At 40.3% G+C, this 16641-nt stretch carries 17 protein-coding genes; 4 read left to right on the plus strand and 13 right to left on the minus strand.

What is annotated here, in order from left to right:
• Position 1: 1 nt before the first annotated feature.
• Positions 2-2110 (minus strand): heavy metal translocating P-type ATPase, encoded by a 2109-nt coding sequence (locus tag AB1H92_RS14460; RefSeq protein WP_115363409.1) that lies wholly within the window; start codon positions 2108-2110, stop codon positions 2-4.
• Positions 2094-2468, minus strand: coding sequence for a metalloregulator ArsR/SmtB family transcription factor (locus AB1H92_RS14465; protein WP_243835650.1), 375 nt, complete (start codon positions 2466-2468; stop codon positions 2094-2096). The genes AB1H92_RS14460 and AB1H92_RS14465 overlap by 17 nt, the downstream gene beginning before the upstream one ends.
• Before the next feature lie 247 nt (positions 2469-2715).
• On the opposite strand from AB1H92_RS14465, the gene AB1H92_RS14470 reads away from it, so the two are divergent.
• A complete protein-coding gene (locus AB1H92_RS14470; RefSeq protein WP_115363413.1) occupies positions 2716-3747 on the plus strand; it encodes a P1 family peptidase in 1032 nt (343 codons plus the stop codon).
• Positions 3748-3873: 126 nt separating this feature from the next.
• Here the strand turns inward: AB1H92_RS14470 and AB1H92_RS14475 are convergent, their stop codons facing one another.
• From AB1H92_RS14475 to AB1H92_RS14505, 7 genes are read right to left on the minus strand one after another with little or no spacing between them, the layout of a single operon-like run.
• Positions 3874-4239, minus strand: coding sequence for a Na+/H+ antiporter subunit G (locus AB1H92_RS14475; protein WP_115363415.1), 366 nt, complete (start codon positions 4237-4239; stop codon positions 3874-3876).
• Positions 4217-4501: a Na(+)/H(+) antiporter subunit F1 gene (locus tag AB1H92_RS14480; RefSeq protein WP_115363417.1), complete on the minus strand. Its 285-nt coding sequence runs from the start codon at positions 4499-4501 to the stop codon at positions 4217-4219. Before AB1H92_RS14480 ends, AB1H92_RS14475 begins: the two co-directional genes overlap by 23 nt.
• Positions 4501-4983: a Na+/H+ antiporter subunit E gene (locus tag AB1H92_RS14485; RefSeq protein ID WP_115363419.1), complete on the minus strand. Its 483-nt coding sequence runs from the start codon at positions 4981-4983 to the stop codon at positions 4501-4503. The genes AB1H92_RS14480 and AB1H92_RS14485 overlap by 1 nt, the downstream gene beginning before the upstream one ends.
• Before the next feature lie 45 nt (positions 4984-5028).
• A complete protein-coding gene (locus AB1H92_RS14490; protein ID WP_115363420.1) occupies positions 5029-6510 on the minus strand; it encodes a Na+/H+ antiporter subunit D in 1482 nt (493 codons plus the stop codon).
• The gene (locus AB1H92_RS14495; RefSeq protein WP_115363422.1) at positions 6503-6841 is read right to left on the minus strand and encodes a Na(+)/H(+) antiporter subunit C; all 339 of its coding nucleotides are present in this window, start codon (positions 6839-6841) and stop codon (positions 6503-6505) included. Before AB1H92_RS14495 ends, AB1H92_RS14490 begins: the two co-directional genes overlap by 8 nt.
• A gap of 2 nt (positions 6842-6843) precedes the next feature.
• Positions 6844-7266 (minus strand): Na(+)/H(+) antiporter subunit B, encoded by a 423-nt coding sequence (locus tag AB1H92_RS14500; protein WP_115363424.1) that lies wholly within the window; start codon positions 7264-7266, stop codon positions 6844-6846.
• The gene (locus AB1H92_RS14505; protein ID WP_172481059.1) at positions 7256-9661 is read right to left on the minus strand and encodes a Na+/H+ antiporter subunit A; all 2406 of its coding nucleotides are present in this window, start codon (positions 9659-9661) and stop codon (positions 7256-7258) included. The genes AB1H92_RS14500 and AB1H92_RS14505 overlap by 11 nt, the downstream gene beginning before the upstream one ends.
• A gap of 414 nt (positions 9662-10075) precedes the next feature.
• Between AB1H92_RS14505 and AB1H92_RS14510 the strand changes: the two genes are divergently transcribed.
• Positions 10076-10765, plus strand: coding sequence for a universal stress protein (locus tag AB1H92_RS14510; RefSeq protein ID WP_115363426.1), 690 nt, complete (start codon positions 10076-10078; stop codon positions 10763-10765).
• A 56-nt stretch (positions 10766-10821) separates the two neighbouring features.
• On the opposite strand, the gene murB is transcribed toward AB1H92_RS14510, so the two are convergent.
• Positions 10822-11733 (minus strand): UDP-N-acetylmuramate dehydrogenase, encoded by a 912-nt coding sequence (murB, locus tag AB1H92_RS14515; RefSeq protein WP_115363428.1) that lies wholly within the window; start codon positions 11731-11733, stop codon positions 10822-10824.
• A 248-nt stretch (positions 11734-11981) separates the two neighbouring features.
• On the opposite strand from murB, the gene AB1H92_RS14520 reads away from it, so the two are divergent.
• Positions 11982-12530 (plus strand): YceI family protein, encoded by a 549-nt coding sequence (locus tag AB1H92_RS14520; protein WP_115363431.1) that lies wholly within the window; start codon positions 11982-11984, stop codon positions 12528-12530.
• A gap of 311 nt (positions 12531-12841) precedes the next feature.
• Here the strand turns inward: AB1H92_RS14520 and AB1H92_RS14525 are convergent, their stop codons facing one another.
• A complete protein-coding gene (locus AB1H92_RS14525; protein WP_115363433.1) occupies positions 12842-13477 on the minus strand; it encodes a DsbA family protein in 636 nt (211 codons plus the stop codon).
• Between the two features lie 99 nt (positions 13478-13576).
• Here AB1H92_RS14525 and AB1H92_RS14530 point away from each other — a divergent pair, with 99 nt between their 5' ends.
• Entirely contained in the window at positions 13577-14953 is a 1377-nt protein-coding gene (locus AB1H92_RS14530) for an FAD-dependent oxidoreductase (protein ID WP_115363435.1), read from the plus strand.
• Positions 14954-15104: 151 nt separating this feature from the next.
• Here the strand turns inward: AB1H92_RS14530 and AB1H92_RS14535 are convergent, their stop codons facing one another.
• A complete protein-coding gene (locus tag AB1H92_RS14535) occupies positions 15105-16034 on the minus strand; it encodes a manganese-dependent inorganic pyrophosphatase (protein WP_115363437.1) in 930 nt (309 codons plus the stop codon).
• Positions 16035-16075: 41 nt separating this feature from the next.
• Positions 16076-16519, minus strand: coding sequence for an Rrf2 family transcriptional regulator (locus tag AB1H92_RS14540; protein ID WP_115363439.1), 444 nt, complete (start codon positions 16517-16519; stop codon positions 16076-16078).
• Between the last annotated feature and the right edge of the window lie 122 nt (positions 16520-16641).

A 16641-nucleotide genomic window follows, 5' to 3' on the forward strand; every position in this document is an offset into this window, starting at 1 on the left:
CCTATTTTTCAATGCGAATCAGCCGCAATGAATTCAGTACGACAAGTATTGTTGCGCCCATATCTGCAAAAATCGCAATCCACAATGTTAACCATCCTGGGATAATTAATAGAAGCGCAATGATTTTTAATCCTAATGCAAACATAATGTTTTCTTTAATAATACGCAATGTTTTTCTACTTAATTTAATTGTATAAGGAAGTTTAGTAAGATCATCTGCCATTAAGGCGATATCGGCTGTTTCTAGTGCGGCATCAGTCCCAGCACCACCCATCGCAATCCCTACTGTCGCTTCAGCCAGCGCAGGTGCGTCATTAATACCGTCACCAACCATCGCCACCCGACCATATTGTTCTTGTAGTTGTTGTACGACTTTTAATTTATCTTCAGGCATAAGCCCGGCACGCACATCACTCATATTCAACGCTTTTCCGATTGCTTGCCCAGTTTGCTCGTGGTCACCCGTTAACATGACCGTGTGACGAATGCCAATATCTTTTAATCGTTGTAATAACGCCTTACTTTCTTCACGGATTGGATCTGCAACAGCCACCAAACCTGCATAGACATTTTCAGTCATAATCGCCATAACCGATTTCCCTTCGCGTTGGAGCGATGATGCCAGGGCCACAGCATCTTCTGGAATGATTGTGAATTCTTCAATCCAACTTATACTACCAATCATAATTTTTTTATACGCAACCGTGCCATAAGCGCCTTTTCCGGTCACCGATTGAAAATTTGTTACCTCTTTCATTTCAACGTTATTTTTCTCAGCATAATGAACAATCGCTTTCGCCAATGGATGTTGTGACATTGATTCTACTGCCGCAATTGCACTAAGAAGGCCTTCTTTATCAACTTCTGTAACGACAAAATCACTTACTTCTGGATACCCCTTTGTTAGTGTCCCGGTTTTATCAAAAGCAACCGCATGTAACTGTCCTGTTTCTTCTAAATGAATGCCACCTTTAATGAGCACCCCATGTCTTGCCGCATTACCAATGGCCGTCACAATGGCCACAGGTGTAGAAACAACTAGCGCACAAGGACACCCAACTACGAGCACCGCCAATCCTTGATACACCCATGTATTCCAGTCAGCCCCTAACAGCGGAGGAATCACCGCAATAAGTAGCGCGATGACCATAATCACAGGTGTGTAATACTTCGCAAAACGATCGACGAATTTTTGAGATGGCGCTTTTTCAGCTTGCGCCTCTTCAACGAGGTGAATAATTTTCGCCAAAGCTGTATCTCCAACGAGTTTCGTCACTTTGATTTCAAGTGCCCCTTCCTCGTTGATCGTTCCAGCAAACACTTCGTCACCTTGTTGTTTAAACACAGGAACAGACTCGCCTGTGATTGCAGCTTGATTAATTGTCGATGAGCCAGTCGCAACAATGCCGTCCATCGCAATCTTTTCACCCGGCTTTACGATGAGGATATCTCCCCGAACAATGTCTTTCGTTGGGATTGTCGTAAACTTCCCATTCCGCTTAACCGTGGCCGAAGATGGTGCAATGTCCATCAGTAATCGAATCGACTGTCTTGCTTTATTCATAGAGTAAGCTTCAAGCGCTTCACTGACGGCAAATAAAAATACAATGACCGCACCTTCACGCCACTCACCGATAATGACTGCGCCAATAATCGCAATCGTCATTAACGTTTTCATATCGAAATCTAAACGGAGTAAATTTTGAATTCCCGTTTTAAACATACTGGCCCCGCCCACCGCAATTGAAATTGCAAAGAAAATAATCGCCGGCGGATACATTTCATCATGAATAAATGATAGAGTTGCACCGATTATTAAAAATAGGAGCGACAATACAGTAACAATATTTTCTTTCCGTTTATAAAACGGGATCGGCGGCTCTAATCTTTCTTGCTTATCTTCAGGCACTACTGTGATTCCATCAAAAGCACCTGCAGCTTCAATTTCTTCAACAGTAATCTGACCAACAACCGCTAGCTTCGACGCACCGAAGTTCACCTGTGCCTCTTCAACAGCTGGAAGTTCTTTAATATTTTTTTCAAACTTCGCCGCACAACTCGCACACGTCAAATTTTCTAAACGATATTCCGATTTATTCGTTGTCGTCATCGTTTTCACCTTCTATCGCATGAGCTTGTGCAATCGTCACAAGTTGATGAACATGTGCATCAGCAAGCGCGTAATAAACCATTCTCCCTTTACGTGTAGACTTAGCGAGTGAATGGTCGCGTAAATATCTCAAATGATGTGAAGCAGTCGCTACCGACGAATCGATAACAGCTGCAACGTCGCACACACACATTTTTTCTTCCAATGTTAGTGCATAAGCAATTCTCAATCTCGTTTCATCCGCAAGCGCTTTAAATATTTGAACAGCTTGACTGACTTCTGGCAATTGATGTCGAACCCTATGTACAACATCTTCATGAACCACCGTCACTTCACACACTTCTTTCGACTGCATCATGCTCACCTCATTCAAATGATTGTTTGATTATAAATTTAGTATATGCGAATTTTATTGAGGAGACAAGGATTATCAAATGATTGTTTGAATGTTAATTAGCGCAAAGATTTTTGCGTAAATCTAGCTACGTTCAAGGAGCGTTGCATACTTTCTCCAGCACTAAAACTCAATTTAAAAGTAATCAACAATTAAAATGATGTATACTAAAAGTAAATACTTCTCACCCCTAATGAAAGGAAGTTTTCGTATGAAGAAAGGGAAATGGAATGCAATCACAGATGTGCCGAATGTAAAAGTCGGACATGTGACACTTGACGAGGAACTTCCAAACGAGGGAGCGATTCGTACAGGCGTTACGGCGATTTTGCCGCACGCAGGGAATTTATTTGAACAAAAAGTGCCAGCCGCTAGCTTTATATTAAATGGCTTTGGCAAAACGGTTGGACTTATTCAAGTGGACGAGCTCGGGGTACTTGAATCACCGATTATGCTAACAAATACATTTAGCGTGGCCCAAGTGTTACAAGGAACGCTAGACTATATGCTGGCGCAAAATAAAACGATTGCCGACACGACCAGTTCATTAAATATCGTCGTTGGCGAATGCAATGATAGTTATTTAAATTCGATGCGGGAAATGAAAGTCCAAGCACACCATGCCATTGAAGCCATTCAACTGGCTGCAACAGGCCCTGTCGAACAAGGTGCGATTGGCGCTGGAAAAGGAATGATTTGTTACGAAGTGAAAGGCGGCATCGGTTCTTCTTCACGGCTCGTCGCACACGAATCCACAACCTATACAGTAGGCGTATTAACGCTGACGAACTTCGGAAAATCCTCCGAATGTAAAATAAACGACTGGCTACAATCGAATGGGTTCGACCAATATGAAGCGACTTTTCCAACGAAAGAAGAAGTCGAAAAACCAGATGGCTCAGTCATAATTATTGTCGCAACAGACGCCCCAGTCAACGAACGACAACTTAAACGATTTGCAAAGCGATCAGCGATTGGTCTAGGACGTACAGGTACTTCCGTCCATAATGGAAGCGGCGATATTATTATCGCATTTTCAAATGGCTATACGATTCCTCATTCCGCCGATGACATGACAATCTCTCCTGCTTTATTACGCGATGAACACCCAATCATGAATGATCTATTCAAAGCAGTTGTGGAAGCAACAGAGGAAGCAGTTTACCAATCATTGCTCCATGCAGAAACGACCACTGGACGAGATGGAAGAGTAATTGAAAAATGTATCTTGGAGAAAAAATAGAGAGTAGCAGGGATTTCAATATCCCTTACTACTCTCTTGTTTTTTGTTGCAATTAATTTCAATACCACACCTATTTCCCAAAAAAGCAGTTCATCTTGAAATGCTCCAAGATTGAACCGCTTTTTTTTAACTATTTTTCTCTTCCTGATGCAACACATCTTGTAGATCATCTGTCCCCGAAATGTCCGCCAACTTCACTTTCGAACGATAAGCAGACCGGACCAATAAATGCCCCGCAACCGGAGCCGTTAGAAACACGAACACGATTCCCAACAATAACCGAACACTAATAAAATGCGCGGTCGTCCAAAAATACACGAATGCACCCAATAATGTTAATAGGACGGCGAGCGTCGAACTTTTCGTCGCGGCGTGTGATCTTGTATACACATCCGGCAACCGTATTAACCCAAATGCGCTGACAACACTCATAATACTTCCTATTAAAATTAAGAATGCACCAACAAATTCACCGATCGCGTTTACGTTCAACGACAATCCCCCTCAAAATATACTTCGAATAAGCAATTGTTCCGATAAAGGACAAAATTCCTAAAATCAAAATGACCTCTAAAAAAGCTTTCGTATTCATTAATACAGAAATGACGGCAATCGAAGCAATTAAATTTACACCAATCACGTCAAGCGCCAAAACACGGTCAGGTAGTGATGGCCCGAGAATGATGCGCAGCACAGAAATCACGATTGTGATGGAAAGTAACACAAGTGAAATTGTCAGCATCGTATTGATCATTAACGGGTCACCTCCATAATTGCTTTCTCATAGTTTTTTAATTGACTGATAATCGCGCCGCGCTCTTCTTCAACATCCATTGCATGAACGAATAAAACGCTTCCCTCCGGCGCTACTTCCATAACGACCGAACCCGGCGTTAACGTTAACAACAAGGAAATCATCGTAATTTCTATATCACTTTCCAGTACAGTCTCATATCTGAAAATACCTGGTTGGATTTTTAATTTAGGACTTAAAATTTGTTTTAACACGAGGATGCTTGATTGTACTAGCTCTGAGATAAAGATAAACAATAACTTTATACATGCAATTAATCGCCTCAAATAAAATTGAGTGCCAAAAAATCGATGCATCAGGAAAATAATCCCCATCCCGACGAGAAATCCAGCGAAAAACGTTGTCACCCGCACTTCATCCTCATCCATCAGTAACATCCATAAAAATGCAATCATCACATTCAGCAATAATTGAGCCCGCACGAATCGTTCACCTCAACTTTCCGTAGAAACTCGGAACATTTCTACTCACTCCTTATTTAATACCGCATCCACATAAACTTCAGGGTTCATGAGTGTATAGGCAGCATCTTCCACATACACAAGAATACTTTCCGCTCCTACTCCAAGCGCAATCGTCGCGATTCCGAGCAATACACAAGGAATTAATAAGCGTTTCTTGAGTGGAACTTCCTCATCTTCACTAATAATCGTTTCTCCCCAAAATGTGTTCATGAAAATACGAAGAAGCGAATAGAGCACGAACATTCCTGAAAGAAAAGCAAGACCGAGTAAAACATAGGACCCTGCCTCTACCATGCCTTGTCCAACATATAACTTTCCTAAAAAACCACTTAATGGCGGTATACCAGCTAGTGATAAAGTCGTTAGGAAAAAGAGCCAGCCAAGCAGCGGATAATTTTGAATGAGTCCACTCATCTCTTCAATTCTTGATTTTCCTGTTAAATAAATCATCGTTCCCGCAAGCATAAACAACAGTGCTTTAATAAGCATGTCATGCACGAGATAAAAAATCGCCCCTTGAAATGCAATCTCTGTAGAAACCGCAAGTCCTACTAGAATAAATCCTACCGTGATGACCACGTTATACGAAACAATTTGACGAATATCTTGATAAGCAAGCGCACCAATACTTCCGCCAATCAATGTTAGTGCAGCCATTACGCCAATCATCGTATGCGTAATTGAAGGTTCGTGATAGAAAATCAGTGTAAACGTACGGAACATCGCGTAAATTCCTACCTTTGTCAATAACGCACCGAACAAAGCAGCAATTGCTGTTGGAGGCGCGCTATATGAACCTGGCAACCAAAAGTAAAGCAACAATCCCGACTTCAAACTGAAGACAATTAAAAAGATGATACTGATAATCGTGAGTAACGGACCTTGCCCTACTTCTGCAATACGTGCTGATAAATGTGCCATATTAAGCGTTCCAACAGTTCCATATAAATAGGCAATGCCTAATAAGAAAAACCAGGAAGACAGTACATTTATCGCCACATATTTGATAGATTCAACGAGTTGAATTTTCTTTCCACCCATTGTAATTAATACATAAGAAGCAAGAAGCATCACTTCAAAACAGACAAACAAGTTAAATAAATCGCCTGTTAAGAACGAACCGTTCACCCCTGCAATTAACAACAAGGCAAATGGATAAAAGAACATATTCTCACGCCTCGCGCCAATCGAAGAAAAGGCATACAATAACACGATTGCAGAGACAATAGCCGTCGTTAAGACAAGCAACACAGAAAACGAATCTGCAACGAACAAAATTCCATAAGGCGGCTTCCAACCACCGAAATCTAGACGTAAAATCCCATTCGTTTGGATACGATTTAATAAAATCAAACTGACAATTGCCGTCGCTACCAACGCTAGAAAACTTACTACGCGTTGCACTTTGACAAAAGGACGTAAAAAGACGAGGATAATTCCCGTCAGTAAAGGAATCATCATAGGCATTGCAACAATATTATTCATCTGTAAACCCTCGCAATTCTTGAAGGTCATCCGAACCTGTCTCTTGATATGCACGGTAAGCGAGCACTAATAGAAATGCCGTCACCGCAAAACTAATCACAATCGCCGTTAAAATTAACGCCTGAGGTAAAGCATCCGTATAACTTTCTGACTCTTCACCCAAAAGCGGAACGCCACCTTTTTTCAAACCGCCCATGACCATTAATAAGAGATGCACCGCATGAGATAAAACAGCGGACCCTAAAATAATTCGAACAACACTACGGGACAGTAGCAAATAAACGGCAACCGTTACAAGTACACCTACAAGTATCGTAATTAACGTTTCCATCGCTACACATCCTCACTAATACTTAAAATAATTGTTACTACGGTTCCAACGACAGTTAACGCAACACCCACTTCGAATAATGTCACCGTCGCTAATTCCGTTTCACCAAAAACTGGCAAATTAAATGTACTGAACGCCTGTGTTAAAAACTCCGCGCCGAACAGTACTGCGCCAAATCCCGTTCCAACCGCAAAAAGTACGCCAAGCGCTGCCACTTTTTTAAAATCGAGTGGGATTCCTTTTTCAACAGTTTCAATATCGTATACGAGAAATAACAAAACAAGTGCAGAGGAGAGGACGAGGCCACCAATAAATCCGCCACCAGGATTATTATGCCCTGAGAGAAACAGCTCGACGCCAAATGTCAAAATGATAAAGACAACAAGCTTTGTTATCGTATGCAAAATTACATCATTAATCTTCAACGTCTCGCCCCCCCTTCCTCGCTTTTAATTTAATTAATGTATAAACACCGATTCCTGCGATGAAAAGAACGACAACTTCAAGCATCGTATCAAAAGCACGGAAATCACCTAAAATCGTGTTGACAATGTTTTTACCACCTGTTAATTCATACGCATTTTCAAAATACGATGAAATAGAATCAAACATTTTATTGCCCTGAACTGCCAGCGCAATTACCGTTACAAGCGTTCCAGCTGATATCGCAATAATGCCATTTGTCACTTTTGACGCACGAACAACCTTCTCTTTTTTCATTTTAGGTAGGAAATAAAAACAGAGTAAAAATAAAGCAGTCGTAACAGTTTCCACAACGATTTGGGTCAGTGCTAAATCAGGTGCACGGAAAACAACAAAAAATAACGCAATCGAATACCCTAATACACCATTTAGTAAAATCGCCGTAACACGCGAACTCACAAAAATCATTAAAATTCCCGCTACCATCATAACAAAGACGAGAATATACTCATTTACTGTGATGGGTGCATCATTCGAAAAGTCAAAGGTGAATCCACCAACGAAAAATATCGTTCCGGCAACAGTCAGTAAGAAAAAGCCGAAAATATACACAAAATAATGACGTAAATAGCCCGTCATATAAGTATTCGTTAATAACGTAGAGCCTCGTTCCACCATCGTCAAAGCGCCATTATAAACGCTATCCAAATTCCAACGTAATGGACCAATTTTGTATAACGAACGCCAATAATTAAGCGAAATGTACAATAAGAATCCAATGATAATTACACCAACCGTCATCCATAACGCCATGTTCGGTCCATGCCAAATTTTAATCGGATCCATCGCCTGTCCAATTTGTGGCAAAGAAGGATATACTGCCGCCATCGCTGGGCGCAATAAATAATCTCCAATGACATTCGGGAAAAAGAATATAGCGACAACGAGCAATCCTAAAATCGAAGGTGCAATTAGCATCCCAACAGGTGCTTCGTGTGCTTCTCGATCCAAACGATCCGGTTGATGTTCCCCGAAGAATGTTTGGAAAACGATAATCATGCTGTAGATAAAAGTGAAAACACTGCCTAGCCAAGCAAGAACTGGAAACAGCGTCCCCCAACTGCCGATTGAAAAGAACTCTAAATGGCGTACCGCTACCATGGCCTCAAAAAACATTTCTTTACTTAAAAAACCGTTAAACGGCGGTAAACCCGCCATTGAAAAACTACCGATTATAGCAATTGTAAACGTCACAGGCATTAACGACATCAGCCCGCCAAGTCGTCGAACATCCCGTGTTCCTGCATTTAAGTCGACAATCCCAACGACCATGAAAAGTGCGCCTTTGAAAGTCGAATGGTTCACAAGATGAAATAAAGCGGCGAACGTCGCCTGAGCATATAAAACAGAATTCTCGCTATACCCCGAATTAAGTGCTGCAGACCCTAAACCAAATAAACTCATGACAAGACCAAGCTGACTAATTGTTGAATAAGCAAGAAGCGCCTTTAAGTCAGTCTGCCTCACCGCATTAAACGAACCCCAAAATAACGTAAAGATCCCGACAATACTCACTGTATAAAACCAAACAGCATCCCCGCCAAACACACCCGTAAACCGGGCAACTAAATAAATGCCCGCCTTTACCATCGTTGCAGAGTGCAAGTAAGCACTCACTGGTGTAGGTGCTTCCATAGCATCTGGCAACCATATATGGAAAGGGAATTGTGCAGATTTTGTAAACGCACCAAGTAAGACGAGCACCATTGCGGGTATAAATAAGGAATGACCCGTAATTTCACCCATCATGGCAATATTTTCTCGTATACTGAAAGATCCTGTCATAGCATATAGCATGATAAATCCGGCCAACATCGCAACGCCGCCGGAAACCGTAATTAACATAGATTTTTGCGCCCCATATCTGGACTGTTTACGGTGATACCAAAATGCGATCAGTAGAAATGAGGAAATACTCGTTAATTCCCAAAACACATATAACACCATCATATTGTCTGAAAAAACGACCCCGAGCATCGCTCCCATAAACATGAGCAAATAAACATAAAAATGGCTTAATGATTCACGGCTAGATAAGTAGTAAATTGAGTATAGAATCACTAAACTACCTACCCCTGTAATAAGGAGTCCAAAAATGATACTTAGCCCATCAAGATACGTAGTAAAATGAATATTTGCCGAAGGAATCCATTGAATGGCGTTTACCATTGTCATTCCCGATGCAACTGTTGGAATAAACCGGGCAAGCCCAGCAAATAAAACTAGAGGAACAATCAGTACGAACCAACCAATCATGCGTGGTTTCCATTTATAAATAAATGGTACGAGAATCGCTGCTAAAAAGGGGATAAAAATCGCCATCGTAATTGTTAACAAATGCTAACCTCCCATCAAAATCAAAGTGAATGCCCTATATTTTATGGTTTTATTGTATGTAGATGATCAACACTTTCAACTATCGTTAGAAGAAAACTTGACTCGTACAGTGACAAACGGCATAATAAGATGCCATAGAGGATTTTATTGATACGAGCTTTGGAAATAGAGTCAGTATAGAGGACAATCGTCAGTTACAATGGAAATTATACACGAAAATGGTTATAATCGCACTTCAGAACATTTCACAATTATTTTCCGAAGTTTTTTTTTTTATGAAATGATGAATTGCCCAAGACGAATATAATCACTAACTTGTTTTCAATTTGAATATCATATATAATAACCTAGTTTTCATCTATAGATAAATTTCAAGCATGAAAAATTATAAAACATTCAGAGGTGACTACCACAATGGGCACGGCAAAAAGTCGTATGGACGAGAGCATTCTCGTTTGTGTTTACTACGGTCCAAATGGTGAACGTCTCATTAGACGGGGACATAAAATGGCAACAATCATGAACTGTCCACTATATATTTTAACGGTCGATCCTCTTCCATTCGATGAATTCGACGCGGAGAAATCAGAATATGTAGAGCGATGGCAAGAGCTGGCTGAAGAATTTGGTGTAACTAAATTTATCATTCGCGACAATGAAAAACGCCCTTCTGCTAAAGTAATTAAAGAGGTTGCCCACGAACATAATATTACGCAAATTATTATTGGGCAAACCGCACAAAGCAGATGGGAAGAAATTACAAAGGGTTCTTTTATGAATGTGCTTTTACGTGAAATGTCCTTTGTCGATTTCCACGTTGTGTCAGTCGATCGGGCCATGAAAGACGAAGATGACGATATGTTTGAAAAAGGCGTTCGTGCATACTTAGTCAAAGAAAATGACACGTATCGCGTGAAATTCACATTATGTAAAGAGGCCCAGTATGAGGGCATCTTCTTTAAAGAAATTGGCACAGATTTTAACAACGGCATATTCAAATTCATGTGCAATCATAAAATGTGTCAAGTGCATATTGCGGATGATATCGTTGCTGACCCTTCATTCTTAAAAGATAAAAAGCAAACTAAAATTGAAGGCGCATAAAAAAGCAGACTACCTTTTTTAAACAAGGTAGTCTGCTTTTTTTATTGTAGTTAATATTACTCTTCCCCTACAATTTTCACTTCAAGTTCTAATTCAACACCAAACGTCTTCTTCACTTCGGCTTTTACCATCTCAATCGTTTGAATATAATCCGTTGCAGTCGCTTCGTTTTTATTCACAATAAAGCCGGCATGTTTCGTAGACACTTCCGCTCCCCCATGGCCTTTCCCTTGCATGCCGCAATCTTGAATCAGTTTTCCGGCGAAGTATCCAGGTGGACGTTTAAAAACACTTCCAGCTGAAGGAAACTCTAGCGGTTGTTTAGATTCACGCTGATACGTTAAGTCCGCCACTTTAGCGTTTATTTCCTCTTGGTCGCCTTCTTCCAGACGGAAATCTGCTGACAATACATAATAACCTTTCTTCGCGATAATACTTTGACGGTAACCAAGTTCCAATTCCTCTTTAGAAAGGACGAGTACTTCACCAGCCTCAGTAAGGACAGTCGCTTGCACAATAATATCCTTCACTTCACCGCCATAAGCCCCTGCATTCATCGCCATCGCTCCGCCGATAGAACCAGGAATGCCACATGCAAACTCAAATCCAGTTAAAGAATGACTTGCCGCAACTTTGGACGCATCGAAAATATTGGCCCCACCTTCTGCATGAATCAAGGTACCTTCGACTTTAATTTTATTTAACTTTGCTAAATGAAGAACAATGCCTCGAACCCCGCCATCTCGCACAACCATATTTGAACCATTTCCAAGTAATAAAAGTGGAATTTGATTAGCATGCGCGTATTTTACAGTCGTAATTGTTTCTTCGATGTTCCCTGGCATCACAAAAAGATCTGCCGCTCCCCCAAGTTTTGTTGCTGTGTATTTACATAGTGGTTCATTTAATTTTATTATTCCCTCTGTAATCATTGCCTGTAAATCAGTAAACCATTGATGTTTTGACATCAATATCCAGTCCTTTCAGTGAAATCAAATCCATCGTTAGGATAAATAAAGTAATAATATATCCTTACCTTTAATAGTATGCTTTGTAATCCCAATTTTGACAAGGATTAATCATCAACTTCCATAAATTCGCCCTTCTTTACTATACAGCACAAAACAATCTCGAATTCTAGATAATTTATCTTGACTTCGAGATAATCGCCGTCTATACTTTCATTAACACTAAAAGTTGAAAGGGAGTTTTAAGAATGGGAAATGAAGTTCAAACAACAAATCATTGGGTAGTCGATGCGGCACACACATCTGTCGGTTTCACAGTGAAGCACATGATGTTTTCAAAAGTTAGAGGAAGCTTTACGGGCGTCGAGGGGAAACTAGTTGGAAACCCTGAAGATTTAACAAACGCGAAAATTGACTTTAACATTGATGTTTCAACGATTCATACAAATAACGAAGATCGAGATAATCACCTTCGTTCTGCAGATTTCTTCGATGTTGACAATCATTCACACCTATCATTTGTTTCGACAAACATTGTAAAAACAAGTGATACATTGTATGACGTAACAGGTGATGTGACGATGAAAGGCGTTACGAAAAGCGTGACATTCACAGCAGAATATGAAGGTACGGGGAAAAATCCATGGGGCGTCGATGTTGCAGCTTTTGAAGTAACAGGCAAAATCTCAAGATCTGAATTTGACCTAACATGGAACCAAGTACTTGAAGCAGGTGGCGTACTCGTCGGCGATGACATCGCGTTGACAATGGACGTTCAACTGAATCCAGCGCAGTAAAGGTTAACGTTCTAAACTAGATATACAATCTTCTTGCCACCAAATTGGGAGGACATCATCAGTCTTTGAGCGGAAATCTTGCTGTTTTCCTCGGACATCAAAACCGATTCGGAGGACATCAAAAAAACCAGGCATGTAATTTCACAAATTACATAAGTCAATTTCATAATCCAATCTTTTCGCTGCGCCGATACAATATATAGTTTGGGCAATTACAAAATTGCCTCTGTTGAGTTAAACCGTTCTAAACTATATATTGTATCAACTTAGCGGTTTTAAGTAATTATGAAATTGACTCACATGCCTGGTTTTTATACTGTTTCACCCGCTGCTTTCCGAAGCGCATTGACAAATGTTTCTGTCGGTTGTGCCCCGGAAATCGCATATTTTCTATTAATAACGAAAAACGGAACGCCTTGTACACCAATCTGCCCCGCCTCTTTAATATCTTCCTTCACATCATCTGCAAATTCCTCTGAATGCAGCATTTCTTTCGTTCGTTCTTCCGATAGGCCGAGTTTTTTCGATAGTTCAACCAATGTTTCAAACGTACCTATTTTTTCGCCTTCTATAAAATAAGCATGTAACAGTTGCTCTGTCATTTGCTCCCCTAGACCTTCTTGCTCCGCAAACTTCGCGAGTCGATGAGCATGAAACGTATTCGCTGGACGCATCTTTTCAAAATCATAATTTAATCCAACAGATTGTGCCTGGAGCGCAACGTTATCTGTCATCGCCTTTGCCTCTTCAATAGAAATCTTATATTTTCCAGCTAAAACCTCGATCATCGACTCATCTGAGGTTGCAATTGCATTAGGTTCAAGTTCATAAGCTTTGTAAACAACTTCAACTTCTTCCAAGCCAGATGCTTTTATCGCTTCCTCTAACCTTCTTTTTCCTATATAACAAAATGGACAAACATAATCAGACCATACCTCTATTTTCATTCTTTTTTTCACTCTCCCTTTATCAGTATCATAAATTTATCGAAATAAGGTAACAATGTATATGCCTGAGAATTATAGAAAAAAATGGAGGTCCTTATTATGCCTAATTCATTATGGCTTCAAAGCGCATATGAACACGAGCCCTTCCCACCTCTCCAAGAGGATATACATTGTGACGTTTGTATCGTTGGGGGTGGCTTAAGTGGAATTGCCAATGCTTATTATCTCGCAAAACAAGGAAAAGACGTCGTACTTCTTGAAAAAGATTCACTTCTTGCTGGTGCAACTGGTAATTCTACTGGTAAATTAACAACCCAGCACGATTTTGTTTACGCAAATTTAATTAATAAATTCGGCCGTGAGCATGCAAGGTTATATTATGATGTCAACAAAGATGCTGTTGAATTTGGAAGATCGATTGCAAAAGGTGATGAATTATTATCGGCAAATTCCATTCTTTACGCTCAAACTAAAGCCGGCGAGGAGCTCTTGAGACAGGAAGCGCATGCCTACACGGAACTTAGTATTCCCGGCGAGCTCGGCAGAAATTCAGAATTGCCAATACCCATCCTTTCTACACTTATGATGGAAGATGAAGCCCAAATCCACCCTGTCCGCTTCGGCCACACACTTGCCAAGCTCGCTATCGAAGCTGGGGCACGCTTTTACGAACAATCTGACGTGCAAACAATGGATTTTAACGATCGCTTTTTAACGTTAAAATCTGCCGCAAAAGTACATTTTAAAAACCTGATACTGAGCACACATTATCCAATTGAAGCCCTAAAAGGCATTCAAGTGCTAAAGTTAGCTGTCGATCGCTCTTATATTGTTTCCGCAAGGGCTGACATTGCATTGACTGGGCAGTATATCTCTGTTGATTCGCCAAAAAGATCTATCAGAACGGCGAAAATTGATGGGAAAACCTATTTTTTATTGTCAGGATCAAGTCACACAGCCGGAGTTGAAGGGAATACAACTGGACATTATGAACGACTATATGCTGACTTGAAAGATACATTTCGCCTTACCTCTTTCATCACCGGATGGTCTGCCCAAGATCCTGAAACGCCAGATTTAATTCCTTATGCCGGAAAAATTACGACTTCTTTGCCGCACGTTTATATAAGTACAGGCAATCGAAAATGGGGTCTTTCAAATTCGTTGGCGGGCGCTAAGATTATTTCCGACCAAATTGTAGGGAGAGAAAATCCGGCGACTGCCCTATATGCTCCGAATCGCACAGGTTTTGGAGATAAACTGCTCCAGGCGCTAAAGTTAACTGGACTCGTTGTGAAAGAATTTACGACTGGACATATCGCACGGACGGATGCACCTATATGCACCCATATGGGTTGTCGAACGCGATGGAATAACGCCGAAGAGACTTGGGATTGCCCATGCCACGGTTCACGTTTTAGAAAAGACGGTTCTGTATTAGAAGGTCCTGCAACGAAGCCGTTAGATTTATCGTAATAAAAACGCAGAGATTTATTTTGATTAACCTAAGAAAACTCGTGTAGTTCTTGAAATTGTTGCATTCTTCTCGAAACGTTGCATACTAAGTGCTTCATTTTAAACCATCAAAAAAGGCTAAGCAGGAAATCTCCGCTTAGCCTTCATTATTTTATTTCAAAGCTTCTGTTAAAACTGGAACGATTTGCTTTTTACGTGATACGACGCCTGTTAATGTCGCTGTACGATTCGATAATGATACATCGAAGGCTGCTGCAGCGCGCTCTGCTTGTTCACCAAGTGCCAACACGATTGAATCGTTGTTAATGATGTCTGTCACAACGAATAAAAATAAGCCAAGTCCTTTTTCCGCGATAACTTTATCAATCGCTGCTTCAAACTCAGGTTGTTGCTCCATCACTTCATCAACATCTACCGCATTCACTTGTGCAATTTCGATTTTCAATCCATTTTCAAACGTAAACTCTTTTGCATCAAGTGCAATTAGTTCTTCAATTGTTTTATCGCTTAAATCTGCCCCTGCTTTTAACATTTCCAGTCCGTATTCTTCTGCATTGACACCTGCAATTTCCGCAAGTTCTTCTGCTGCAACACGGTCTTCTTCCGTAAATGTTGGCGATTTAAATAACAGTGAGTCCGAAATGATCGCAGAAAGCATAAGACCTGCAATATCTTTTGGTACTTCCACACCATTTTCTTTATAAAGCTTATTTAAAATTGTCGCTGTACAACCCACCGGTTCTGCTCGATAGTAAAGCGGGTCATTTGTTTCGAAATTCGCAATACGATGATGGTCAATCACTTCGATAATTTGAACCTCATCCAGATCATCAACACTTTGTTGTTTTTCATTGTGGTCTACTAAGATTACTTGACTTGCTTCAGGTGCTGCCTTTTCAATAAATCTTGGTGCTTCAAAACCGAAATGCTCAAGTGCATAAGCTGTTTCATTCGACACTACACCAAGTCGAACAGCTTCTGCATCCATTCCTAATTGACGCTTTAAATAGGCATAACTAATTGCCGCCGTAATTGAATCTGTATCCGGATTCTTATGTCCAAAAACTAATACTTTACTCATTCACTAAGTCCTCCTGCGATTATTTATCATTATTTATTTTATCATAACGGCTTGCCTAATAATATTGAGGCAAGTCCATCGTTATTTTCAACAAAATCAGCCAATGTATAGCTATCTAAAACTTTAAAGTAAGCATCTAATGCCTCGTGCAAAACATTTTTTAATCGACATACGGGCGTAATGATGCATTGATTGATTTCGCAATTAAAACACTCTACTAGGTGAAAATCATCTTCTGTCTTTCGAACAGTTTCTCCAATATTAATTTCACTCGGATGAACGTTCAAACGAATGCCCCCACCACGTCCACGAATCGTTTCGACCAACCCCATTTTACCAAGCTCATGGGTCACTTTTGTTAAATGGTTTTTAGATATATTATAGACATCAGAAATTTCTTGAACAGTAGATAACTCTTCTTTTCCTTTAATTCCAAGGTACAAAAGCACACGTAAAGAAAAATCTGTGTACATCGTTAAACGCATAATTTCACCGCACTTTCCATTACTATTATACCCATTGTGGCGGTTACGTGAAAGAAATGTGTCTAAAAAAGAAAACCTTTTTAAAGTTATATATTTTATATAGCTTTATCTTTATATTTGTT

Origin of the sequence: Sporosarcina pasteurii (assembly GCF_041295575.1) — a bacterium.
Classification (GTDB): domain Bacteria; phylum Bacillota; class Bacilli; order Bacillales_A; family Planococcaceae; genus Sporosarcina; species Sporosarcina pasteurii.